Origin of the sequence: Streptomyces sp. NPDC020742 (assembly GCF_040641675.1) — a bacterium.
In the GTDB taxonomy this organism is placed as follows: domain Bacteria; phylum Actinomycetota; class Actinomycetes; order Streptomycetales; family Streptomycetaceae; genus Streptomyces.
Map to the genome: position 1 here is coordinate 180,490 of NZ_JBFAEA010000009.1, position 24,975 is coordinate 205,464.

Annotated in this window: 14 protein-coding genes and 1 pseudogene; 11 read left to right on the forward strand and 4 right to left on the reverse strand. The window is 76.3% G+C overall.

Annotation, left to right across the window (positions count from 1 at the left end; all coding sequences use genetic code 11):
- Nucleotides 1-255: 255 nt before the first annotated feature.
- Nucleotides 256-1,467, reverse strand: a complete 1,212-nt coding sequence (locus AB0G84_RS18415) for a pyridoxal phosphate-dependent aminotransferase (RefSeq protein WP_361321351.1) — start codon at nt 1,465-1,467, stop codon at nt 256-258.
- Nucleotides 1,468-1,580: 113 nt separating this feature from the next.
- On the opposite strand from AB0G84_RS18415, the gene AB0G84_RS18420 reads away from it, so the two are divergent.
- Together AB0G84_RS18420 and AB0G84_RS18425 are read left to right on the forward strand one after the other, a co-directional pair.
- Complete coding sequence (locus tag AB0G84_RS18420; RefSeq protein WP_361321352.1) at nt 1,581-2,231, forward strand: helix-turn-helix domain-containing protein; 651 nt, start codon at nt 1,581-1,583, stop codon at nt 2,229-2,231.
- A 70-nt stretch (nt 2,232-2,301) separates the two neighbouring features.
- The gene (locus AB0G84_RS18425) at nt 2,302-3,369 is read left to right on the forward strand and encodes a glycosyl hydrolase family 18 protein (protein ID WP_361321354.1); all 1,068 of its coding nucleotides are present in this window, start codon (nt 2,302-2,304) and stop codon (nt 3,367-3,369) included.
- On the opposite strand, the gene AB0G84_RS18430 is transcribed toward AB0G84_RS18425, so the two are convergent.
- Entirely contained in the window at nt 3,313-4,209 is an 897-nt protein-coding gene (locus AB0G84_RS18430; protein ID WP_361321356.1) for a helix-turn-helix domain-containing protein, read from the reverse strand. The two genes, AB0G84_RS18425 and AB0G84_RS18430, sit on opposite strands and share 57 nt — an antisense overlap.
- Before the next feature lie 272 nt (nt 4,210-4,481).
- On the opposite strand from AB0G84_RS18430, the gene AB0G84_RS18435 reads away from it, so the two are divergent.
- Genes AB0G84_RS18435 through AB0G84_RS18445 form a run of 3 tightly spaced genes read left to right on the forward strand, consistent with a single transcriptional unit; the run spans nt 4,482 to nt 7,869 of the window.
- Entirely contained in the window at nt 4,482-5,480 is a 999-nt protein-coding gene (locus tag AB0G84_RS18435) for an NADPH:quinone oxidoreductase family protein (RefSeq protein ID WP_361321357.1), read from the forward strand.
- Nucleotides 5,477-6,712, forward strand: a complete 1,236-nt coding sequence (locus AB0G84_RS18440) for an acyl-CoA dehydrogenase family protein (RefSeq protein ID WP_361321359.1) — start codon at nt 5,477-5,479, stop codon at nt 6,710-6,712. The genes AB0G84_RS18435 and AB0G84_RS18440 overlap by 4 nt, the downstream gene beginning before the upstream one ends.
- Complete coding sequence (locus AB0G84_RS18445; protein WP_361321361.1) at nt 6,709-7,869, forward strand: acyl-CoA dehydrogenase family protein; 1,161 nt, start codon at nt 6,709-6,711, stop codon at nt 7,867-7,869. Before AB0G84_RS18440 ends, AB0G84_RS18445 begins: the two co-directional genes overlap by 4 nt.
- A 50-nt stretch (nt 7,870-7,919) precedes the next feature.
- Here AB0G84_RS18445 and AB0G84_RS18450 read toward each other — a convergent pair whose 3' ends face one another.
- On the reverse strand, nt 7,920-8,459 hold the full coding sequence (locus AB0G84_RS18450; protein WP_361321363.1) for a hypothetical protein: 540 nt from the start codon (nt 8,457-8,459) through the stop codon (nt 7,920-7,922).
- Between the two features lie 203 nt (nt 8,460-8,662).
- Between AB0G84_RS18450 and AB0G84_RS18455 the strand changes: the two genes are divergently transcribed.
- On the forward strand, nt 8,663-10,009 hold the full coding sequence (locus AB0G84_RS18455; RefSeq protein WP_361321365.1) for a hypothetical protein: 1,347 nt from the start codon (nt 8,663-8,665) through the stop codon (nt 10,007-10,009).
- A gap of 152 nt (nt 10,010-10,161) precedes the next feature.
- Here the strand turns inward: AB0G84_RS18455 and AB0G84_RS18460 are convergent, their stop codons facing one another.
- Entirely contained in the window at nt 10,162-10,713 is a 552-nt protein-coding gene (locus tag AB0G84_RS18460) for a cell wall hydrolase (protein WP_361321367.1), read from the reverse strand.
- A gap of 103 nt (nt 10,714-10,816) precedes the next feature.
- On the opposite strand from AB0G84_RS18460, the gene AB0G84_RS18465 reads away from it, so the two are divergent.
- The 5 genes and pseudogenes from AB0G84_RS18465 (at nt 10,817) to AB0G84_RS18485 (ending at nt 24,971) form a co-directional block, all read left to right on the forward strand.
- Nucleotides 10,817-12,043 carry a S1 family peptidase gene (locus AB0G84_RS18465; protein WP_361321369.1) on the forward strand — a complete coding sequence of 409 codons (1,227 nt, stop codon included), beginning with the start codon at nt 10,817-10,819 and terminating at the stop codon, nt 12,041-12,043.
- Between the two features lie 117 nt (nt 12,044-12,160).
- A pseudogene (locus tag AB0G84_RS18470) lies at nt 12,161-12,381 on the forward strand (hydroxyacid dehydrogenase); the annotation flags it as partial.
- Between the two features lie 441 nt (nt 12,382-12,822).
- The gene (locus AB0G84_RS18475) at nt 12,823-19,926 is read left to right on the forward strand and encodes an SDR family NAD(P)-dependent oxidoreductase (protein WP_361321371.1); all 7,104 of its coding nucleotides are present in this window, start codon (nt 12,823-12,825) and stop codon (nt 19,924-19,926) included.
- On the forward strand, nt 19,919-24,664 hold the full coding sequence (locus AB0G84_RS18480) for a beta-ketoacyl synthase N-terminal-like domain-containing protein (protein ID WP_361321373.1): 4,746 nt from the start codon (nt 19,919-19,921) through the stop codon (nt 24,662-24,664). Before AB0G84_RS18475 ends, AB0G84_RS18480 begins: the two co-directional genes overlap by 8 nt.
- Nucleotides 24,654-24,971, forward strand: coding sequence for a phosphopantetheine-binding protein (locus AB0G84_RS18485; protein ID WP_361321375.1), 318 nt, complete (start codon nt 24,654-24,656; stop codon nt 24,969-24,971). Before AB0G84_RS18480 ends, AB0G84_RS18485 begins: the two co-directional genes overlap by 11 nt.
- The last annotated feature ends 4 nt before the right edge of the window (nt 24,972-24,975 follow it).

Below are 24,975 nucleotides of genomic sequence, written 5' to 3' on the forward strand. Positions count from 1 at the left end.
TCGGGGCGCGCCCGGGCCGCCGGACGGCCTTCCCGCCCGCCTGTGCGCCCGGTGACCGGGCCCGGCGGGTGGCGGCCCGGGGCGGGGTCCCGGGGCGGCACGGGGCGGCCGTTCGGGTGACCACGGGCCGGACGGCGGGCCCGGGGCGGTCCACACCGCGGACGGGTGGGGCGGGGCCGGCCGGTCCACCCGGCGGACGGGCCGGGCCGTGGCCGCCTCGGAGCCGGGGCGTGGGGCGCCGGCCGCCCGCCGGGGTCACTGCCGGTAGCCCGCCAGGAAGCGGCCGATACGGCGGATCGCCGCGTCCAGGTCGTCAGCCTGCGGGAGGGTGAGGATGCGGAAGTGGTCCGGGCGCGGCCAGTTGAAGCCGGTGCCCTGGACGACCTGGATCTTCTCCCGCAGCAGCAGGTCCAGGACGAACTTCTCGTCGTCGTGGATCTTGTGGACGGCGGGGTCGAGGCGGGGGAAGGCGTAGAGCGCGCCCTTGGGCTTGACGCAGGAGACCCCCGGGATCTCGTTCAGCCGCTCCCAGGCCCGGTCGCGCTGCTCCCGCAGCCGGCCGCCTGGCAGCACCAGGTCCTTGATTGACTGCCGGCCGCCCAGGGCCGCCTGGACGGCGTACTGCGCGGGGGCGTTCGGGCACAGTCGCATGGCGGCGAGGGTGTCCAGACCCTCCAGGTAGTCGGCGGCGTGTTGCCGGGGGCCGGAGACCACCAGCCAGCCGGAGCGGAATCCGGCCACGCGGTAGGACTTGGACAGCCCGCTGAAGGTCAGGCACACCAGGTCGGGGGCGAGCGCCGCGGCGTGGTGGTGGACCTCGTCGTCGTAGAGGATCCGGTCGTAGATCTCATCGGCGAAGACCATCAGCTGGTGGCGCCGGGCCAGGTCGAGCATGCCCTCCAGCAGCTCGCGCGGGTAGACCGCGCCGGTGGGGTTGTTGGGGTTGATGATGACCATCGCCCGGGTCCGGTCGGTGATCTTCGAGGCGAGGTCGTCGAGGTCCGGCAGCCAGTCGGCGGACTCGTCGCAGAGGTAGTGCACGGCCTTGCCGCCGGCGAGGGTGGTGACCGCCGTCCACAGGGGGAAGTCGGGCGCCGGGATGAGCACCTCGTCGCCGTCGTCGACCAGGGCCTGTACGGCCATCGACACGAGTTCGGAGACGCCGTTGCCGAGGTAGACGTTGTCGACGCCGACCTCCGGCAGCCCGGCCCCCTGATAGTGCTGGGCCACCGCGCGGCGGGCCGAGAGGATGCCGCGGGACTCGGTGTAGCCGTGGGCGCGCGAGAGGTTGCGCATCACGTCCTGGAGGATCTCCTCGGGGCACTCGAAGCCGAACAGCGCCGGATTGCCGGTGTTCAGCCGCAGCACGCTGTGGCCGGCCTCCTCCAGCGCGTCGGCGTGCCGGATCACCGGCCCGCGGATCTCGTAGCAGACGTCGGCCATCTTGCTGGACTGCTTGAACTGCATGCGGTGGCCTCCCGGTCCCTCGCTCACCGCGCGGCGCGGCAGCACTCGTAACACCGTACTTGGTTTTACCAAGTGGAGACTTGGAAAGTCCAACTTCTGTCTATGCTGGTGTCATGCCGCGCCGAAGCTATGACCAGTACTGCGCCGTCGCCCGAGCCCTGGACGCCGTCGGTGACCGCTGGACGCTCCTGATCGTCCGGGAACTGCTGGGCGGGTCCCGGCGCTACACCGACCTGCACGCCGATCTGCCGGGCGTCAGCACGGACATGCTCGCCTCCCGGCTGAAGGACATGGAGCGGGACGGCCTGGTCACCCGCCGCCGCCTCGCCCCGCCCGGCGCCTCCTTCGTCTACGAGCTCACCCCCCGCGGCCGGGCCCTGCTGCCCGCGCTCACCGCCCTCGCCGACTGGGGCGCCCCCGCCCTGGCCGAGCGGCGGGCCACGGACGCGGTCCGGGCCCACTGGTTCGCGGTCCCGCTCATCGCCCGGCTCGCCGGCCACTTCGCGGCGGAGGACGTCGGGGTCGTCGACATCGCCCTGGACGAGGGGGAGTTCCACGTCGACCTCGACGTCGAGGCGCCCGGCTACGCCGAGGGCCCGGCCGAGAATCCGGACGTCCGACTGCGGATGTCCACCGTGACCTGCACCGACATCGCCGACGGCCGCCTCTCCCTCGCCCAGGCCATCGCCGACGGCCGGATCGCGGTCACCGTGCCCGGCGCGGCCGACGGGGAAGGGCAGCGGAAGCAGACGACGGCGGTCTGACGCCCGTGCCGCCGCCCCGTTCGGCGGAGTTGACGCTGCGTCAGTGCGGCCGCCGGGTGACGCTCGGGACATGGATCACCCACCACCCTCCCGAGCGCGCACCGCCCTCGCCCTCCTGCTGACCGTGGCGCTGCTGGCCGGGCCCGCCCCGGCCGCCGCGGCGGGCGCGTCCCCGAGAGCCGGCGGACGCACCATGTCGGCCTGGCTCCCGTACTGGGGTGATGTCGACGCCGCCTACCGGGACGCGCTGCGGCACGCCTCCGAGCTGCACACCGTCAGCCCCTTCTGGTACGAGGCCTCCTCCGGCTCCACCGTCACCGGGCAGGACGGCGCCGGGCGGCGCGACATCATCGACGGGCTGCACGACGCCGGGATCGCCGTCGTCCCCACCGCGACCGAGACCCTCGACGCGCGGCGGATGGCCCGGCTGATGCACGATCCCGAGCGGCGGCGGGCGCATGTGGACGCGCTGCTGGACCTGGTGGCCAGCCGGTCGTACGACGGGATCGACCTGGACTACGAGACGATGGCGGTCAGCAAGGACAAGGCGGTCCGCGAGCGGGTGCGGACCGGCTACGCCGCGCTCGCCAGGGACCTGTGCGGGCGCCTGCACGCCCGCGACAAGCAGTGTGTGGTCACCGTGCCGGCGCGGGTGCGGGGGGCGGGCACCGCCTATGACTACGAGCGGCTCGGCCGGTACGCCGACCGGGTCCGGATCATGGGCTACGACCTGCACTGGTCGGGCGGCGAGCCGGGGCCGCTGTCCGCCCGGGACTGGTACGAGGAGTTCCTGCGCTACGCCACCGGCACCATCCCCCGGCACAAGATCGAGGTGGCCTTCCCCGGCTACGGCTGGGACTGGACCCTCGGGACGAAGCGCCGCGCCGGCCACCTGACCTGGAAGGAGGCCGAGGCGCTGCGCGAGCGGGCGGGCGCCCCGTACCGCTTCGACAAGGTTTCGGGCACCCCGCACTTCGGCTACGAGCGGGACGGCGAGGTGCACGAGGTCTGGTACCAGGACGCCCGTGGGGTCCGCGCACTGCTGCCGCTGCTGGCGGAGTACGGGGTGCGGGGCACCGGGCTATGGGCGCTCGGGTTCGAGGACCCTGAGGTCTGGGCCGCGTTCCGCGGCGAGTAGCCGCAGCGCCGCCTCGGACGGCGAGCCCTCCTGCGCGGTGTACAGCAGCACGCCCTGCCCGGAGCCGTCCGGGGTCTGCAGCATCTCGAACTCCAGCCGCAGCTCGCCCACCAGGGGATGGTGGAAGCGCTTGGTGCCGTAGGTGCAGTTGCGGACCCCGTGCCGGGGCCACAGCGCGCCGAACTCGGCCGACTTCATGGTCAACTCGCCGATGAGTTCTGCGAGTTGACGGTCGTCGGGGTACTGGCCGGCGGCCACTCGCAGCGCGGAGACGGCGCGCCGCAGCTCCTCCTCGCGGTCCGGGTACAGCTCGCGGGTGTGCGGATCGAGGAAGAGCAGCCGCTGGGCGTTGGGGCGCTCCGGCGGGCGTCCGGGGCTGTCGAAGTCCAGGTGCCCGGCGGTCAGGGCGTGCCCGAGGCGGTTCCAGGCGAGGATCTCGAAGCGCGGCCCGAGCGCGACGGCCGGTACGTCCGCCAGGGCGGCGAGCAACTGCCGTACGCCGGGCCGGGCGGTGTCGGGGCGGGCGGCGGGGGCGCGGCGGGCGGCAGCGGGCCGGGCCAGTGCGCGCAGATGGGTCTGCTCGTCGACGGTCAGCCGCAGCGCGCGGGACAGCGCGTCCAGCACCCCGTCCGAGGCCTGGTGGCTCTGCCCCTGTTCCAGGCGGGTGTAGTACGCGACGCTGACGCCGGCCAGCTGCGCCAGCTCCTCGCGGCGTAGACCGGGGACGCGGCGACGGGTGCCGTAGGAGACCAGGTCGACGTCCTCCGGCCGGAGCCGGGCGCGTCGGCTGCGCAGAAAGCTCCCCAGTGCGGCGGGGGAGTCCGTGCCGGATGAGTCCATGCCGGTCAGTCTCCGTCATCCGGCGGGCGGGAGCCTGACCCTGCCATGGTCAGGATCGCCGGTACGGGGTCGGGGCGCGGGCCAGCGAGGACGGACGGGGCGACGGGCGGGTGGGCGGCCGGGCGGGGCGAGGCGGCGGCGAGGCGGTGTGGCGAAGTGGCCAAGACTCGTCAGAGGCGGTTCCCCGGGGGATACCGACCGCTTAGTATGTCGCTCGCGAGGGGCCGGCAGGCCTCCGCCCACCGCGTAACCGAGCCCAGTGGAGGCACCAGGTGAAGGCATGGCGCGTACACGCGAACGGTGAGCCGCATGCGGTGATGCGGCTGGAGGAGGTCCCCGACCCACAACCGGGGCCGGGGCAGCTGCTGTTGCGGGTGCGGGCCGCCAACGTCAACTTCCCCGACGCGCTGCTGTGCCGGGGCCACTACCAGGTCCGGCCGCCGCTGCCGTTCACCCCGGGCGTGGAGGTCTGCGGTGAGGTGCTCGCCGTGGGGGAGGGCGCGGCCGGTGAGGTGGGGCAGCGGGTGCTGGCCCAACCCCCGCTGCCCGGCGGCGGCTTCGCCGAACTCGCGCTGGCCGATGCGGCAGCGGTACGGCCCGCACCGGAGGCCCTGGACGACGCCGAGGCCGCCGCGCTGCACATCGGCTACCAGACCGGCTGGTTCGGCCTGCACCGCCGGGCACGGCTCCAGCCCGGCGAGACGCTGCTGGTGCACGCCGCGGCCGGCGGGGTCGGGAGCGCCGCGGTCCAGCTCGGCAGGGCCGCCGGCGCCCGGGTCATCGGTGTGGTGGGCGGACCGGACAAGGCCCGCACCGCCCGGGAACTCGGCTGCGACGTGGTCCTCGACCGGCGCTCCGACGACCTGGTCGCCGCCGTCAAGGAGGCCACCGGCGGCCGGGGTGCCGATGTCGTCTACGACCCCGTGGGCGGCGAGGCGTACACCGCCTCCACCAAGTGCATCGCCTTCGAGGGCCGGATCGTGGTGGTCGGCTTCGCCGGCGGCACCATCCCCAGCCCCGCCCTCAACCACGCACTGGTGAAGAACTACGCGATCCTGGGCCTGCACTGGGGCCTATACCACACCAAGGACCCGGCCGCCGTCGACGCCTGTCACGAGGAGCTGACCAAGCTCGCCGCCCAGGGCACGATCGCGCCCCCGATCGGCGGCCGGGTCCCGCTGGAGGCCGCCGCCGACGCGGTCCAGCGGGTCGCCGACGGCGCCTCCGTCGGCCGGCTCGTGGTGGTCCCCGGAGCGGAGGAGGCCCGATGACCGACGCCGCCGACCTGCGCCGGCGCACCGCCGAGCTGCTCGCCGCCCACCTGCCCACCCGTCTCCCCCCACCACCCTCGAACGAGGGCCCTGCGGGCCCGCCTCGCTGGTCCGAGGCCGACCGGCTGGCGTTCCTGCGCGCCCGCTTCGACGCCGGACTCGCCTGGGTGCACTTCCCCGAGGGCCTCGGCGGGCTGGGCGCACCGCGCTCCCTGCAGGCGGTGGTGGACGCCGAGTTGGCGGCGGCCGGCGCCCCCGACAACGACCCCGGCCGGATCGGCATCGGCCTGGGCATGGCCGCGCCCACCCTCCTGCAGTTCGGCACCGACGAGCAGAAGCGGCGCTTCCTGCGCCCGTTGTGGACCGGCGAAGAGGTGTGGTGCCAGCTCTTCAGTGAGCCCGGCGCCGGCTCCGACCTGGCGGCGCTGGCCACCCGGGCGGTGCGCGACGGGGAGGTGTGGACCGTCGACGGCCAGAAGGTCTGGACGTCCAGCGCACACCTGGCCCGCTGGGCGATCCTGATCGCCCGCACCGACCCGGACGTCCCCAAGCACCGCGGCATCAGCTACTTCATCTGCGATATGACCGACCCGGGCGTCGAGGTGCGGCCGCTGCGGCAGATCACCGGCGAGGCCGAGTTCAACGAGGTCTTCCTCACCGGCGTCACCATCCCCGACGCCCACCGCCTCGGCGAGGTAGGCGAGGGCTGGAAGGTCGCCCAGACCACGCTGATGAACGAGCGGGTCGCCATCGGCGGCGCCCGCAGCCCCCGCGAGGGCGGGATGATCGGTGTCGCCGCCGCCGACTGGCGGGACCGCCCCGCACTGCGCACCCACGACCTGCACCAGCGGCTGCTGACGCTGTGGGTGGAGGCCGAGGTCGCTCGGCTGACCGGCGAGCGGCTGCGCCAGCAGCTCTCCCAGGGCCAGCCCGGCCCCGAGGGCAGCGGGCTGAAGCTGGCCTTCGCCCGCCTCGCCCAGGAGATCAGCGGCTGGGAGGTGGAGTTCCTGGCCGAGGACGGACTGACCTACGACGACTGGACGATGCGCCGCCCCGACGGGGTGGACTTCACCGGGCGCGAGGCTGGCTACCGCTATCTGCGGGCCAAGGGGAACTCCATCGAAGGAGGCACCTCCGAAGTGCTGCTCAACATCGTCGCCGAACGTGTGCTGGGGCTGCCGCCCGAGCCGCGCACCGACAAGGACGTCGCGTGGAAGGACCTCCCCCGATGACCGCCGAGACCCGCTTGCCGGCCGTCCCCACGCCCGACCCCGACCTCCTGTACTCCCAGGACGAGGAGGCGCTGCGCTCCGCCGTACGGGCGCTGCTCGCCGACCGCAGCGATCCGGCCACCGTGCTCGCCGGCGTGACGTCGGACGAGCCGTACGACGGTGCGCTGTGGCGGGCGCTGGCCGCCGAGATCGGCACCGCGGGGCTGCTGGTGCCCGAACGGCTCGGCGGGGCGGGCGCCTCCACCCGCGAGGCCGCCGTGGTCCTGGAGGAGTTGGGCCGCTCGGTCGCCCCCGTGCCCTACCTGACCAGCGCGGTCCTGGCGGTCACCGCGCTGCTCGGCTGCGACCTCGGCCCGGTGGAGGCCGCCGCGGCGCTCACCGCGCTCGCCGAGGGCCGCACCGTCGGTGTGCTCGCCCTGCCCTGGACGACCGCACCGGGCCGGTTGCCCGCACCGACCGTGACGGCCGGCCCGGACGGGGCGCTGACCGGGCGGGTGACCTCGGTCGCCGACGCCGGGTCCGCCGGGCTGCTGCTCGTCCGGGCCCAGGGTCGAAACGGCCCGGCGCTGTACGCCGTGGACGCCGCTGCAGACGGCGTACGCACCGAGCCCGTGACCCCGCTGGACCTCACCCGCCCACTGGGGCACCTCGCCTTCGACGGCGCCCCGGGCCGGCTGCTGGCCGCCGGTGCACGTGCCGAGGCCGCCGTCGAGCGCGCCCTGCTGACCGGTGCCGGGCTGCTCGCCTCCGAACAGCTGGGGATCGCCGAGTGGTGCCTGAGCGAGACCGTGCGGTACACCGCCGGGCGCACCCAGTTCGGCCGCCCCGTCGGCTCGTTCCAGGCGCTCAAGCACCGGATGGCCGCGCTGTGGCTGGAGGTCGCCTCGGCCCGTGCCGCCGCCCGCAACGCCGCGGACGCGCTGGCCTCCGGCAGCCCCGACGCCGCGGTGGCGGTGGCGGTCGCCCAGGCGTACTGCGCGCCGGTGGCGGTGCAGGCCGCCCAGGAGTGCATCCAGCTGCACGGCGGCATCGGGATGACCTGGGAGCACCCGGCGCACCTGTTCCTCAAGCGAGCCAAGAGCGATGAGCTCGCGCTGGGCTCGCCGGGGCGGCACCGGGAGGCGCTGGCGGAGCTGGTCGACCTGCGCGCGCCGTAGGCCCCGCGCCGGGCGCCCGCTCGGCCGGGCCGGCGGCCGGATGCGGCCGGTCACTCGGTGATGGCGAAGGTCCTGCTGAACCCGCGGACCGCGCCGTCACCGGCGGTGGCCACTTCCAGGAGGTAGTGGGGGCCCGGCGGCACCCGGGGCAGCGTCACGATCACCTCGCCGGTGGCGCCGGCGCCCGCCTTGGTCGCGACCAGCGCCAGCCGCTGGGTGCGGCCGTGGCCGTTGTCCGCGTCCAGCCAGACGTCCACCTCCAGGCCGGTGCTGTTCCGCCAGGCCACGGCGGAGCTGCCGTTCGACTTGAAGGTGACGCCGGGCTGCGGCGCGGTCACCTCGATCCGGCCGGTCACCGGCGTACCCGGCTCCTCGTAGGCGGCGGGGCCTCCCGCACCGAGCGCGGAGGTGGCGGCCCGCGCCGCCGAACCCCCGTGCCCGACCGTCGCGGCCAGGGAGTTCCCGGCCGACAGCGTGGCCGGGGGGGTGTCGGGACGGGCGGGCGCCAGCGAGACCACCGCCATGGAGGCGACCGCGGTGGCGGCGACGGCGACGGCGATGTTCGTGGCTATCGATGCGGCCCGGGACATCGTCTCCTCGTTTCCTCGGGGGAGGGACGAGCCGGAACATCCCCGGCACTCCGGGCGACAAAAACGACGCGCGGAGCGATCACCTGGTTGGTCATGGCCCGCGCGACAGGCCGTCGGGGGCACGGGAGAATCCCGGCGGTCGCGGTGTGGCCGAAGGCGGGACCGGTGATGTCTGGAAAGTGCCGTTCGGGTAGCGTCGAAGCATGAAGACCGCAACGCGTCGTGCGCTGATCGGGCCCGTGCTGCTGCTGGTGGCCGCGCTGCTGGCGGTGGTCGCCGCGCTGGCCCCCGACGCCCGGGCCGCCGGCGGGCTCGACGAGGCCGCGACGGCCTTGAAGAAGGGCCCCGTCTACGTCGACCCCCGTGCCTCCGGCCTGCTCTCCTCCGCCCAGGCCGATGCGCTGGCCAAGAAGATCAAGGACGCGGACAAGCCGGTCTTCGTGGCGGTGCTGCCGCGCACCGCGGAGTACCCGCCCAGCACCCTGCTGCGGGACCTGCGGACCAAGGTCGGCATCAGCGGCGTCTACGCGGTCGAACTCGGCAACGGCTTCAACGCCGGCGCGGACCCCCGGGTGATGTCGCACAGCTCGGTGCAGAACCTGGTTGGCTCGGTCAAGCGGTCGCAGTACCCGACCGTCTCCGAGCGCCTGAACAGCTTCGTCGACACCGCGAACCAGAGCGCCTCCGGCCACGCCCCGGACTCCTGGGGCGGCAGCGGCAGCGGCTTCGACACCGGTACCGCGGTCGGCCTGGGCGTGCTGGCGGTCGTCGGCGGCGGTGGCGCGTACGCCCTCGCCCGCCGCAACCGCCGCCGGCGCGCGGAGGCGGAGCGGGCCGCGCTGGAGGACCTGCGGGTCGTCGTCGACGAGGACATCACGGCCTTCGGCGAGGAGTTGGACCGGCTCGACTTCAGCCCCGGTGAGCCCGGCGCCGACGACGCGATGCGCGCCGACTACAGCCGGGCGCTGGACGCCTATGAGAACGCCAAGGCGGCGATGGCGGCGGCCGAACACCCCGGCGAGGTGCAGAAGGTGACCCAGGCCCTGGAGGAGGGCCGGTTCGCGCTGGCCACCCTGGACGCCCGGCGGACCGGCCGGCCGCTGCCGGAGCGCCGACTGCCCTGCTTCTTCGACCCCCGGCACGGCCCCTCCGTCGCCGATGCCGCCTGGGCGCCGGCCGGTGGCGCGGAGCGCACGGTGCCGGTCTGCGCCGCGGACCGGACCCGGCTGGAGGACGGCCGCGAGCCGCTGGCCCGCACCGTCCGCACCGACAGCGGCGACCGCCCGTACTGGGACGCGGGCCCGGCCTACGGGCCCTGGGCCGGCGGCTACTTCGGCGGCGGTCTGCTGCCCGGCCTCCTGGTCGGCACGCTGCTGGGCAATGTGCTGCTGTCGTCGCCCGCCTACGGCGCGGACTTCGGCGGACCCTCGGGCGCCGACGGGGGCGACTACTCCGGCGCGGACTTCAACCCCGACGACTTCGGGGGCGGGTTCGGCGACGGCGGGGGCTTCGACGGGGGCGGTGGCGGCTTCGACGGCGGCGGCTTCTGAGCCGTCCCGGCCGGTGCGCGGTCGGGCCGGTGCGCGGTCGGGCCGGCCGCGCCGTGCGACCCGTCCGTCCGGTCACTGTTCCGTCCGGTCACCGTTCCGTCCGGTCACCCTTCCGTCCGGTCACCCTTCCGTCCGGTCACCCTTCCTTCCGGTCACCCTTCCGTCCGGTGCACCGCCCGTTTGAAGCCCAGCAGTCGCGCATAGCGCGGGCGCGCCGCGAAGTCCCGATAGCGCCACACGACGGGCCGCCCGACCTCCCGGCACAGGTGGAGCACCCGGTCCGGGCCCAGGTGGACGCCCACATGCGCGCCGTACCCCTCGGGCCGGCCGGCGACCGGTCCGCCGTCGAACAGCGCCAGGTCCAGCGGGCGCGGCCGGTCGGCCCGCGCGCTCGCCCGGTCGTCCGCCCACAGCTCCGCCGAGCGCAGCGGCGGCACCCGCAGGCCGAAGTGGCGCAGGACGGCGTAGGCGTAGCGCTGGCAGTTGGCACCTCCGACCAGGTCGGCGAACGGGCCGGAGGCGTCCGGAGCGGCGCCACTGGCGGCACCGGCGTCTCCGTCCAGCCCGTATGACGGACATTCAGGTGTCCCCGCTCCCGGATGGCGGGCACCCGAGTAGGTCACCTTGCGCAGTGCCGCCGGGAGTTGCCCGAGGGCTATCGGGCCGTGCACGGCGGGGACTTGGGATCCGGGCTGGTGGTTCATGCCCCCATGATGCAGAGCAGCTCCCTCGTGCCGCCCGCCGCGGTGTCGCGCACGCTCGACGGACCGGATCCGACGTGCACTCGACACCGCGAGGAGATCCCCGATGGAACGCCGCATTCGCAACGCCGCTCTCTGGGGCGTGACCGTCGCCGTGATGGCGGCCGCCGGACCGCTCAGCGCGGCGCGCGCCGTCCCGCAGCCCGGGCCGACGCCGAAGCCCTCGCCGCGCGGGATGCTCGACGCGATGCGCCGGGACCTCGGACTGACCGCCGCGCAGGTGCGTACCCGGCTGGCGCAGGAGGCCGAGGCGCAGCGGGCGGCGATCGCGGTGCGCCGGGCGCTGGCCGCTCCGCCGGCCGGGATGTGGTTCGACAAGGGGAGCGGGAAGCTGGTCGTCGCGGTGACCGGACGGGACGACGCCCAACGGGTCCGGACCCTCGGCGCGGTGCCCAGGACGGTCCGGCACAGCCGCGCGGTGCTCGACGCACTCGTCCGCCGGCTCAACCGGCGGATCGGCAGGGGCGTGCCGGGGGTGACCGGCTGGGGGGTGGACGAGCGCGCCAACGGCGTGCTGATCCGGATCGACCGCACCCGGCGCACCGCCCGCACCGATGCCTTCGAGCGGGCAGCGCGGGACCTGGGGCGCCGGGCGCGGGTCCCGGTCACCGTCGAGCGCAGCACCCAGTCGCCGCGCCAGCAGGGTGGCACGGTGGTGGGCGGGGAGCGCTGGATGCCCGGTACCGAGGGCATCTGTTCGGTCGGCTTCTCGGTGACCGGCCCGCACGACTTCCAGGGCTTCCTGACGGCCGGTCACTGCACCCGCACCCCGGACCAGGTCGCGTACGGCAAGGACGGCACCCCCATGGGGATCTCCAACCAGGGCGGGCTGCGCAGCGTCAACGGGCGGGCGGGCGACTACGGGCTGGTCGCCGTCGACCAGCCGGACTGGCTGCTCAGCGCGACCGTGGCGGGCCAGGGCGGCGCGCCGGTGACCGTCACCGGCACGCAGGAGGGCCTGACCGGCATGTCCATCTGCCACTCCGGACAGTCCAGTGGCTGGCACTGCGGGGAGATCACCCGCGCCGACCAGACCGTGGACTACGGCAACGTCGTCATCGACGGCCTCTCGTACACCAACGCCTGCTCGGCGCCCGGGGATTCGGGCGGATCGTACGTCACCCAGCCCAACGCCCCCATGGCCGTCGGGGTGCACTCCGGCGGTGGCGCGGCCACCTGCGGCAACTTCGGCGGTGACACCATCACCATCTTCCAGCCGGTCGGCGAGGCGCTGGCCCGGTGGAACCTGCGGCTGAAGACGGGCAGCCCCTGACGGAGGCCCCGGCAGGTCCGGACGCCACGGCCGGTGGGACGCGGCGGCCCGGCGCGCACCGCTCCCGGCCCACCGGGTCAGCGGGCCGGCACCACCGTCACCTCGGTACCGGCCGCCCTGGCCGGCGCCGGCTTCGACGTCCTCCCCGAGGAGCCGCTGCCCGCCGGCTCCCGTCTGCTGACCGCCCCGGGACCGTCCTCCCCGCCCCGCACATCGCCGGCGGCAGCCGACAGGTCGCCCACCAGGCCGCCCGGGCCGTCGCCGCGGAGGTCGGCCGTCATCTGCGCGGTGAGCCGCCGGTGCACTGCGCCAACCCGGAGGTGGTGCGGGTGGGGTGAGGCCCGTGGGGCGGGCCGGCCGTCAGTGGCCTCGGGCGGCCGCGCCGCGGAGCGGGTTTTGGCCAGCCGTACCGCTCCTGCGCCGCCGGGCACCGGCCGCGCCCGGTGATTCTGACGGTTCGCCAGCTCCCGGCGGCGAGTCCCGCTCCGCCGCCCGGCCTGCGCCACGCCGTACCGCCGGGGAACCGGGCCGGGACGGTGCCCACCGTCGGGGAGCGGGCCGCCGGTACGGCCGCGCAGGTGGGACGGGAATCCGGCCGCACGAGGGGGCGGGGACCGGTCCTCGGTGACCTTGGCGCAATCGACTGCCGCCTGGTGCAGGTGCGTTGACAGTGCAAGGGGGTGCCTCCACGATGCAACGCGACATCAGCGGGCTACTGCTGGTTACCGCAGGTGGCAGTGGAAAGCGTGTCCGTCCCCCACGCAGTACAAGGAGCGCCCGTGGTCCCCTGGCCCCCGTCCGCCGGTACGCCCTTTCCCGAAACCTCCCCTTCCGGCCCGCCGCCCGCCGGCCCCGCAGTCGGCGCACCGCGTGATCTGGTCATCGCGCTCTCCCCGTTCGAGGAGCCCGACGACCGGATCGTGGCGGCGGCCGAACGCGCCGGCGCACTGGGCCTGCTGGACCTCGGGCGGGAGGCCGGCCCGGCACGCGCGGCACTCGCCCGGCTCGGGCGGCAACTGCGCCGGCCGCACGGCGTACGGGTGCCGGTCGGCTGCCCGCTCACCCCCGACGACCTCCCGGACGCGGTCGACACCGTGCTGCTCGCCGACCCCGCCGCCGGCACCGCGCCACCGCCCACCGCGCCCCGGTTTGTCGCGCTCCGGCCGGCCGACTGGTCCGACGGCGGCCGGCGCCGCGTCTGGGCCGAGATCACCAGCCCCGAGGAGGCCGCCGCGGCGGTGACCGCCGGAGCCACCGCACTGGTCGCCCGCGGCCAGGAGTCCGGCGGCCGGGTCGGCGACCTCACCACCTGTGTGCTGCTGCAGCGCCTGCTGGCCGACCCCCGGATCACCGTTCCGGTCCTCGCCGCCGGCGGGATCGGCCCACACACCGCCGCCGCGGCCGTCGCCGGGGGAGCCGCCGGGGTGCTGCTGGACGCCCAGCTCGCGCTGACCACCGAGGGCGTGGACCGGCTGCCCCGCGCGCTCGCCACCGCGCTCCGCGCCCTGGACGGCAGCGAGCCGGTGCTGCTCGACGGCCGCCGGGTCCTGCTCCGCCCGGACCTGCCGGACCGGCCGCTGCCCCTCGGCCAGGACGCCGCCTTCGCCGCCCGCCTCGCCGCCCGGCACCGCACCACCGGAGGCATCGTCCAGGCCGTACGGGCCGCCGTCACCGACCACCTCGCCGCCGCCGCCCGCCTCCGCCCGCTCGCGCCCCGCCCCGGCGACGGGCCGCTCCCGGTCGCCCAGGGGCCGATGACCCGGGTCAGCGACACCGCGGACTTCGCCGCCGCGGTGGCCGCCGAGGGCGGCCTGCCCTTTCTCGCCCTCGCCGTCATGGACGGCGCGCAGGTGCGCCGCCTCCTGGCCGAGACCGCCGAACGGCTCGGCGACCGGCCCTGGGGCGTCGGCCTGCTCGGCTTCGTCCCGCCGGAGTTACGCCGGGAACAGCTCGCCGCGGTCGCCGAGTTCGCCCCCTCCCACGCCCTGATCGCCGGCGGCCGACCGGCCCAGGCCGCGCCCCTCGAAGCCGCCGGCACCCGCACCTACCTCCATGTGCCCTCGCCCGGCCTGCTGGAGCGCTACCTCGCCGAAGGGGCCCGCAGATTCGTCTTCGAGGGCCAGGAGTGCGGCGGCCACACCGGGCCGCGGGCCAGCTTCCCGCTGTGGGAGGAGCAGATCGAGCGGCTGCTCACCCACGACCGGGAGCGGGACGGCGCGGTGGCCGGCGACCTCGACGTGCTCTTCGCCGGTGGCATCCACGACGCCCGCTCGGCCGCCATGGCGGCGGCCGCCGCCGCCCCGCTCGCCGAACGCGGCGCCCGCATCGGCGTCCTGATGGGCACCGCCTACCTCTTCACCGAGGAGGCCGTCGCCACCGGTGCGGTGCTGCCTGGCTTCCAGCACACCGCGCTCGCCTGCGACCGCACCGTCCTGCTGCGCACCGCGCCCGGCCACGCCACCCGCTGCGCCGAGACCCCCTACACCGACGACTTCGCGGCGGCCGAGCGGCGCCTCGCGGACGCCGGTACCGACCCGCGAGCCCGCTGGGAGGAGCTGGAGCGCCGCAACCTCGGGCGGCTGCGGATCGCCAGCAAGGGCCTGCGGCACACCGACGAAGGGCACCCGGCACCGGTGGGGGAGCACGAGCAGCGGGAGCAGGGCCTGTTCATGATGGGCCAGGCCGCCACCCTGCGCCGGGCCACCACCACCGTCGCCGCCCTGCACGCCGAGGTGACCGAGGGGGCGACCGCCCTGCTCCAGGCCCGCGCGGAGCGCTTCCGGCCGGCCGCGGAGCGGCCCGAACCCGCCCCGGAACCGCTGGACATCGCCATCGTCGGGATGGCCTGCTGCTACCCGGGCGCACCCGACACCGCTCGCTACTGGTCCAACGTCCTCACCGGCGTCGACTCCGTCACCGAGGTGCCCGCCGCGCGCTGGGACGCCGCCACCTATCACGACCCGGACCCCGCGCGGGCCGGCGAACGCACCCCCTCCCGCTGGGGCGGCTTCCTGCCCGCCCTCCCCTTCGACGCCCTCGCCCACGGCATCCCCCCGGCCTCGCTCACCGGCATCGAACCGGTGCAGTTGCTCGCCCTCGACGCCGCCGCGAAGGCCCTGGCGGACGCCGGTTACGCCGACCGCGCCTTCGACCGGGCCCGCACCAGCGTCGTCTTCGGCGCCGAGGCCGGCACCGAACTGGCCGGCGCCTACGGCCTGCGCGCCCTGCACCCCGGCTACCTCGGCGACCTGCCGCCCGCGCTGGACGCCGAACTGCCCCGGCTGACCGAGGACTCCTTCCCGGGCGTGCTCGCCAACGTCATCGCCGGACGGATCGCCGGCCGCCTCGACCTCGGCGGCGCCAACTGCACGGTCGACGCCGCCTGCGCCTCCTCGCTCGCCGCGCTAGACCTGGCGTGCCGTCAACTGCGAGACCATGACGCCGATATGGCGCTGTGCGGCGGCGCCGATGTGCACAACGGCATCAACGACTACCTGATGTTCGCCTCCGTCCGGGCCCTGTCGCCCACCGGCCGCTGCCGCCCCTTCGACGCCGCCGCCGACGGGATCGCGCTGGGCGAGGGCGTCGGCTGCCTGGTCCTCAAGCGCCTCGCGGACGCCGAGCGGGACGGCGACCGGATCTACGCGGTCGTCAAGGCGGTCGGCAGCTCCAGCGACGGCCGCTCCCTCGGCCTGACCGCGCCCCGCCCCGAGGGCCAGCGGCGGGCGCTGGAACGCGCCTACCGGCGGGCCGGGATCAGCCCCGCACAGGTCGGGCTGGTCGAGGCGCACGGCACCGGCACAGCCGTCGGCGACGCCACCGAACTCGCCGTCCTGACCGAGCTGTTCGAGGAGGCCGGGGCCGTGCCCCACAGCTGCACCCTGGGCTCGGTCAAATCGCAGATCGGCCACACCAAGTGCGCCGCCGGCCTGGCCGGCCTCATCAAGGCGGCCCGCGCCGTGCACGCCGGGGTTCGGCCGCCGACCCTGCATCTGAGCCGGCCGGTAGCGGACTCCGGGCCGTTCCGCTTCGAGACCGGCACCGCCCGGCCCTGGGCGGTCCCCTCCGGCCGGCGCATCGCCGGGGTGAGCGCCTTCGGCTTCGGCGGCACCAACTACCACGCGGTGCTGGCAGGTTACGCCGACGCCCCCGAGCCGACCCATGCCCTGGAGGAGTGGCCCGCCGAGCTGTTCTGCTTCCGGGGCGCCGACCGCCCCGCCGCCCTGCGGGCGATCGAGCGCCTCACCGCACGGCTGGCGGAGAACGACGCCGCCGGACGGCCCTGGCCGCTGCGCGACCTCGCCGCCGAGACCGCCGCCACCGACGGCCCGGTCCAGGTCTGCGTCGTCGCCGAGGACCTCGACGACCTCGCCGGCAAGCTGGACGCGGCCCGGCGGTTCGCCACCGCCGACGGCGTCCACGTACGGCAGGAGGGGGCCGACCCGGGCCGGATCGCCTTCCTCTTCCCCGGCCAGGGCAGCCAGCGCACCGGCATGCTGGGCGAGTTGTTCCTCGCCTTCCCCGCCCTGCGCGGCATCCTGGACGACGCCGACCCGCGCTGGGTCGAGGCGATGTTCCCGCCCGCCGCCTTCACCCCCGAAGAGCGGGCCGCCCAGCGGGCCGCCCTCACCGACACCCGCACCGCCCAGCCCGCCCTCGGCCTGGCCTCCACCGCCGCCCACCGGCTGCTCACCACCCTCGGCGTCCGCCCCGACTGCACCGCGGGCCACTCCTACGGCGAGTTGACCGCGCTGTGGGCCGCGGGTGTCTACGACACCGAGGCGCTGTTCAGGCTCAGCGCCCGGCGTGCCGAAGCCATCCTCGGGGCGGCCGGCGACGATCCCGGGACGATGGCCGCGGTGGCCGCCGCACCCGACCGGGTGCGGGCGCTGCTCCACGACACGCCGCAGGTGGTGGTGGCCAACCACAACGCGCCCGAGCAGAGCGTGCTGGCCGGCCCCACGGACGCGGTGGCCACCGCCGAGCGGGTGCTCCGTGCGGCCGGTGTCGATGTGCAACGGCTGCCGGTCGCCTGCGCCTTCCACAGCCCCCGCCTCGCCGCGGCCGGCCGGGAACTGGCCGCCGAACTCGCCGGCATCCCGGTGTCCGCCCCCGCCCTGCCGGTCTGGTCCGGTGCCACCGCCCGCCGCTACGGCCCCGATCCGGCCGCCCTGCGCGAGACCCTGGCCGGTCAGGTCGCCGCACCGGTGCGCTTCGTGGCACAGATCGAGGACATGTACGCCGCCGGGGCGCGCACCTTCGTGGAGGCCGGCCCCGGCCGGGTGCTCACCGGCCTCGTCGGCCGCATCCTCGGCGAGCGCCCGCACACCGCTGTCGCCCTGGACGCACCGGGCGCATCCGGCCTCGCCCGGCTGCTGCACCTGCTGGCCCGGCTGGCCGCGGCCGGCGTCCCGGTCGACCCCGAGCCGCTGTTCCGCGGCCGTACCGCACCGCTGCCCCCGGCCGCGCCGCGCCGCCCGGGGTGGCTGGTGGACGGCCATCTGGTGCGCACCGCCGACGGCGCCTTCCTGCCGGGCGGGCTGCGGCCGGCCCGGCGGGTGGCGGTCCCGGCACCGGACGGGGCGGCCACCGGGGCCGGGGACTCCGCACGGCACGACGCGGTGCTGGCGTACCTGCACGGAGCACGCGAACTGGTGGCCGCCCAGCGGGACGTGGTCCTGCGGTACTTGGGGGAGGCGGCGGTCGCTCCGGGGGAGCTGACGGTACTCCCGGCCGCTCCCGTGACCGCTCCTCTGACCGACCCCCTGAACGCCCCTCTAGCCGTCCCGGAACCGGCCCTGCCGCAGTACGCCGCACCGGCCGCGGTGCAGCAAGACGCCGGGAGCGACGCTGCCGCGGCTGAGCTGGCCGGCGACCCTCCTCACCTGACGAATGATCAACTCCTGGAAGCCGTACGGGAGATCATCCACACCCGGACCGGCTACCCCCGAGAGATGCTGGACGCCGGGCTCGATCTGGAGGCCGACCTCTCGGTGGACTCCATCAAGCGGGTGGAGATCATCGGCGCCCTGGCCGACCGGATCGGGCTGTCGCAGGACGCCGACGGGGCCATGGAGTCGGCGGTGGAACAGCTCTCCCGGGTCAAGACCATCAGCGGCATCGTCGACTGGATCACCGCCGGCCGGCCGGAGCCGGAGCCCGCGCCGCTGCCCGTTGCGGAGCCCGCACCGCACACCGTTCCCGAGCCCGCGGCACGGTCCGTTCGGGAACCCGCCCCGCAGGCCGTTCCGGAGCCCGTTGCGGAGGCCGTGCCGGTGACCCCTGTGGGCCCGCCGCGGTCCGCCGGCTCCGCTCCCGGGCGGCCCCCGGCCCGCTACCTCGTCGAGGTTGCCCGGATCGGCGCGCCCGATAGCCGGCCGCCCGGAGAGGTGGTGGCGGGCCATGACTTCGTCGTGGTGGAGGACGGCCAGGGCGTGGCGGTGGCGCTCACCGCACTGCTGGAGAGCCATGGCGCACGGGTCCGTACCATCCCCGCCGAGCGGCTGGTGGACACCACCGCGGAGGGCGTGGTGGACCTCAGCGCGCTGCGCACCGACCGCGGCCCCGTCCTGCCCGGGCAGTACGCCGGACTGCGTACCGCGCTGACCGGCGGGGCCCGCTGGCTGCTGCTGGCCACCGCCGCCGGGGGCACCTTCGGGCGGGACACCGCCGAGGACGCCCCCGATCCGCTGCCGGGCGCCGGCCTGCGCGGCTTCGCCCGTACCGCGGCGCTCGAACACCCCGACGCCCTGATCCGCAGCGTCGACATCGACCCCAAGGACCGCCCCGAGCGCATCGCCGGTCACCTCCTCGCCGAACTGTGCGCCCCCGGCGAACCCGTCGTCGTGGGCCGCACCAACGGCACCCGCACCACCCTGCGCACCGTCCGCACCCCGCTGCCCACCGGCCCGACGGGACCGGCCCGGACCCCGCTCGGCCCGCACTCCGTGGTCCTGCTCACCGGCGGCGCCCGCGGCATCACCGCCCGCACCGCCCTGGCCCTGGCCCGCGCCCACGGCTGCCACCTCGAACTCCTCGGCCGCACCCCGCTGCCCGAGGCACCCGAGGACCCGGAACTCGCCCACGCCCACGACCGGATCGCCCTGCGCGCCGCGCTGATCGCCAAGGGGCTGCGCCGGCCGGCGGAGATCGAGGCGGCGGCCACCGCGGTGCTGGCCCGGCGGGAGATCGCCGCGACGCTGGCAGCCCTGGAGCCGCTCGCCGCCTCCGTCCGGTACCACCCGGTCGATGTCACCGACGCCGCCGCGGTGGGCGCCGTGGCCCGGGACATCAGGGACCGGCACGGCCGCCTCGACGGCATCGTGCACGGCGCGGGCACCCTGGAGGACAAGCTGCTGCGGGACAAGGACCCGGCGTCGTTCGCCCGGGTCTTCGCCGCCAAGGCCGACGGCGCCCGCCATCTGCTCGCCGCGGCCGGCGATGACACCGGGTTCGTGGTCCTCTTCGGCAGCGTGGCCGGGGTCTTCGGCAACCGGGGGCAGGCCGACTACGCCGCCGCCAACGACGCCCTGGACACCCTGGCGCACACCTGGGCGGCCCGGACCGGACGCCGGGTGCTCGCCGTCGACTGGGGGCCGTGGGCCGCCACCGGTGGCGGCATGGTCACCCCCGAGCTGGAACGCGCCTACGCCCGCCGCGGCATCCCGCTCCTCGACCCCGACGCTGCGGTCGCCGCGCTCCTCGACGAACTGGCCCACGGCGCCGCGCCACAGGTCGTCCTGGCGGCCGCCGCGGACGGGCACGAGGCGGGCGGGCCGGCCCCGGACGGGCCACCGGTGGACGGGTGGGCCATGAGCGGTCACGTGGCGGACGGACGGGCCGTGGACCGGCACGCCGCGCACGGGGAGACGGCGGATGAGTGAGACCGGCGCGGGCCGGTCCGGGCCCCGGCCCACCGACGCCGCGATCGTCGGGATGGGCGCGGTCTTCCCCGGCGCCGCCGACCTCGGCGCGTACTGGCGCAACCTGGCGGCCGGCACCGACTGCCTCTCCGAGGTGCCGCCGGGCCGCTGGGACCCGGAGGTCTACTACGACCCCCGGGGCGCCGAAGGCCCCGCGCGCAGCGACCGCTTCTACTGCCGGCGCGGCGGGTTCCTGGACGAGCCGGCCGACTTCGACCCCGCCCGGTTCGGCATCATGCCCGCCGCCGTCGCCGGAGCCGAGCCCGACCAGCTGCTGGCGCTGCGCGCCATCGCCGAGGCCGTCGCCGACGCCGGCGGCCAGGAACGGCTGCCCGCCGACCGCTCCCGGATCGGGGTGGTCCTCGGCCGCGGCGGCTTCATGGGCGTGGCCACCGCCCGGCTCGACCAGCGGGTCCGCACCGCCCACCAACTCGCCGCCACCCTGCGCGAGGTCGCCCCCGAGTGGGACGAGGCGCGGATCGCGGCCGTACGGGAGGCGTTCCAGGCGCGGCTCGGCCCCGAGCAGCCGGAGGCCGCGATCGGCCTGGTTCCCAGCTTCACCGCCGCCCGCACCGCCAACCGGCTGGACTTCCGCGGCCCCGCCTACACCCTCGACGCGGCCTGCGCCTCCTCCCTGCTGGCCGTGGAGGCCGCCGTCGACCTGCTTGCCGCCGGCCGCTGCGACCTGGTCGCCGCCGGGGCCGTCCACCACTGCCATATCGCCACCCTGTGGAGCGTCTTCACCCAGCTCCGCGCCCTCAGCCCCACCGAGTCCATCCGCCCCTTCGACCGCCGGGCCGACGGCACCCTGCTCTCCGAGGGCACCGGCGTGGTGCTGCTCAAGCGGCTGGCCGACGCCGAGCGCGCCGGGGACCGGGTGTACGCGGTCATCAGAGGGGTGGGGGTGGCCGGGGACGGCCGCACCGCGGGCCTGATGAGCCCTCAGGTGGACGGGCAGGTAAGGGCACTGGAGCAGGCCTGGCACGGTGCCGGACTCGACCCCGCACACCCGGCGGCACTCGGGCTGCTGGAGGCGCACGGCACCGGAACCCCGGTCGGTGACGCGGCCGAACTGGCCACACTGGCAAAGGTGTTCGGGCCGGGCGGGCCGGGTCGGACCCGGGTCGGCCTGGGTTCGGTGAAGTCGATGCTGGGCCACACCATGCAGGCCGCTGGCATCGCCGGACTGATCAAGGCGGCGCTCGCCCTGCACCACCGCACCCTGCCGCCCACGCTGCACCTGGACGATCCGCACCGGGCGCTGGCGGACACCCGGATGCGCCCGCTGACCGGAGCCGAACCCTGGGACGCCGGGCCGCACCCCCGGCGGGCGGGGGTCAACGCCTTTGGCTTCGGCGGGATCAACGCGCATGCGGTGCTGGAGGAGGCGCCCGGGCGGAGCCCGTCCGCGCCGCCCCCGCCCCGGGTGACCGCGCCGGAGCGCACCGTCCTGCTGGCCGCGGCCACCCCCGACGAACTCGCCGCTGCGCTGGACCGGTTGCCTGGGTCCGCCCCCGCCCCGGTCGCCGCGCCCGACGCCGGACCCTGCCGGCTGGCCCTGATCGACGCCACCCCGCAGCGCCGCGCCCTGGCCGCCAAGGTCCTCGCCCGGGGGCTGCCCTGGCGCGGGCGCGGGGACCTGTGGTTCACCCCGCGACCCCTCTTCGGGCGGTACGCCGAGGGGTCGGCCGCGCGGCTGGCCGTCGTCTTCCCCGGCCTGGAGGCGGAGTCGGCGCCCCGTATGGACGGCATCGCCGACCACCTTGCGCTGCCCCGCCCACGCCTCTCCGGCGGCAGCGGCCTCGTCGAACGCGCCGTCGACGCGCTCACCGCCGGCCGGTTCCTCTTTCGCGCGTTGACCGAACTCGGCCTGAAACCGGACCTGTTGACGGGACACAGCCTCGGTGAGTGGACCGCCATGGTGGTCGCCGGGATGTATCCGCCCGAGGCCGTCGACACCTTCCTCGACACCCTGCGGCCGGCCTCACTGGCCGTACCCGACCTGGTCTACGCCGCCCTCGGCTGCGGCGCCGAGCAGGCGTCCGCGGCCCTGGACGGCCTGGACCGGCTCGCGGTCAGCCACGACAATTGCCCGCACCAGTCGGTGCTCTGCGGTGACCCCGGTCAGCTGGCCGTGGCGCTGCGGCGGCTGGCCGCAGCGGGGGTCCGGGCCCAGGAGATGCCGTTCCGGTCCGGCTTCCACACGCCGATGTGGGCGCCCTACCTCGACCAGGTCGGCGCGGCCTTCGAGGCGCTCCCGCTGCGGGCGCCGGACGTCCCGGTGTGGTCGGCCACCACCGCCGCGCCCTTCCCCGCAGACCCGGCAGCGGTCCGGCGACTGATCGTGCGTCACCTCCTGGAGCCGGTGCGCTTCCAGCAGCTGACCAGGCGGCTGTACGACGCCGGGGTCCGGGCCTTCGTCCAGGCCGGGGCCGGCAGCCTCACCGGCTTCGTGGGCGACACCCTGCACGGGCAGGAGCACCTGGCCGTCGCGGCGGCCGATCACCGCCCCGACCACCTGACCGCCCTGCGCCGGCTCGCCGGGGCCCTCTGGACCGAGGGGCTCGACCTCCGCTGGGACCGGTTGCTGCCGCCCGCCGCAGGCTCCGCCGTGCCGCCCGCAGCGGCGTCCGTCGCGCCGGCCGGCCCGGTGGTCCGGCTCGACCTCGGCTCCCCGCTCGTCCGCCTCGGCGACACTGCGCCGGCCGCCCGGCCGCCCGCGCCGGCGGCCGGTCACCCAGCTGTCGGCCACCCCGCTCCCGGGCACCCGACGCGCGGCCACCCGGACACCGGTCACTCAGCTCCCGGCCCCTCGGATCCAGGCCACCCGACTCCCGATCACCCGACTCCCGACCACTCGGCCGCCGGTCACTCAACGCCCGTCCTCCCGGCCCCCGGTCCGCTCCCGGCCGGCCATCCGTCGCCCGAAGACCCCGTCTGCCGGGCCCTGGACGCCGTGCTCGCCGACACCGCCGCCGCGAGCCGCGCCGTCGCCGGCGCCGCCGCGGCCCGGCCCGGCGCGCCCCACCAGGCCACGGCCCGCCTCGCTACGTCCCGCCCTGCCGCGCCCCGGCCCGGCCCCCGCCGCACCGTCCGCCGGCTCTCCCTCGACACCCTCCCCTTCGTCCGCGACCACTGCGTCTACCTCCAGCCCGACGACTGGCCCGAGCCCGCCGACCGCTTCCCCGTCGTCCCCATGACCACGCTGTTGGAGCTGGCCGCCGACGCGGCGTGCCAGGCCGAACCCGGACACGCCGTCACCGGCTGGTCCGACGTCCGGGCGCTGCGCTGGCTGCCGGTCGCCCCGCCCGTCGACCTCACGATCACCACCACCCCCACCGGACCCGGCCGTATCCGGGTGGACCTCGGCGACCACGCCACCGTCACCGTCCACCTCGCCGCCCAGCACCCCGCCCCGCCCCCGCCCGACCCCGCCCCGCTCACGTCCCCCGGCCCCGCACCGGTCAGCGCCCGGGCCCTCTACCGGGACCGGTGGATGTTCCACGGCCCGGCCTTCGCCGGCGTCCACGAGGTCGCCGAGGTCGCCGCCGACGGCATCCGCGGAACCCTGCGCGCCCTGCCCGCGCCCGGCGCCCTGCTCGATGCCGCAGGTCAGCTCCTGGGCCACTGGATGCAGCTGCACCTCACCAGCGACCGGCTGGTCTTCCCGGCGACCCTGGACCGGGTGCGGCTCTACGGACCCCCGCCCCCCGAGGGCACGCTGCTCGCGGCCACCGCCCGGATCCGCGAGGTACGGCCCGGCTCGGTGCGCGGCGAGGTGGAACTGTGCGGCCCCGACGGCGGCGTCCGGGCCCGGCTGGAGGGCTGGACCTACCGGCGCTTCGGCGCCGACGAGCGGGTCTGGCCGATGAAGTTCACCCCCGAGGTGTGCGGTATCGGCGAACCCCGGCCCGGCGGCTGGTGCCTGGCCCGGCGCCGCTGGACCGACCCGGCCTCCCAGGAGCTGGTGATGCGCCGCTACCTGGGCGCGGCCGAGCGCGCCGCCTTCGCACAGTGCGCCCCGCACGACCGTACGGCGTGGCTGCTGGGCCGGATCGCCGCCAAGGACGCGGTGCGCGAGCTGCTGTGGGACGAGGGCGCCGGCCCCGTCTTCCCCGCCGAGGTCCCCCTCGGCGACGACCGGCAGGGCCGTCCCCGGTCCGAGGGCCCGCGCGCCACCGGCGTCCGCCTCGCGCTCGCCCACGGCGACCGGATCGCGGTGGCGCTGGCCCGCCGCGGTGGCCCCGCCGGCATCGCCGTCGCCACCGTCACCGACGACCCGCGGGCGCTCGCCCGGCTCGCCCTCACCCCGGCCGAACGCCGCCTCGCCGATGGCCCGCTCCCCGACGGCCCGCTCCCCGACGGCCCGCTCCTTGACGGCCCGTTCGCCTGGGAGGCGGACGGCAGCGGCGGCCCGGCGTACCTGACCGCGCTGTGGTGCGCCAAGGAGGCCGCCGCGCGGGCGCACCCCGAGGGCCCCGGGGCCCGCCCCGAGGAGTGGACCGTCACCCCCGCGCCCGGCGGTGCGCTGCGCGCGACCGCCGCCGACGGCCGGGGCGGCCAGCACACCCACCTCGTCCACCTCGACTCCGTCCACGACCGGTCCGCGCACCACGTCGTGGCCTGGACCGGGCCGCCGCCCGAGGACCCTGCGGGCACCGACACCCCCATCCCCACGGAGGCCACCCATGGCAGCTGACCCGCCCCCCGCGCGCATCCGGACCCTCCTGGACGAGATCACCGACATGCTGGTGCAGGTGGCCGGCGAGGAGATCCTGATCGCCTGCGAGATCACCGCGGAGACCACCCTCAACGACGATCTGGCCCTGGAGAGCATCGAGTTCGTCGCCCTGGCCGAGCTGCTCCAGCAGCGCTACGGCACCGCGGTGGACTTCCTCGGCCTCCTCGCGGAGCGGGACCTCGACCAGATCCTGGCCCTGACGGTCGGCGAACTCGCCGGGTACATCGACCGGGTCACCGCCACCGACCGGGCCTGCGCGGGCTGACCGC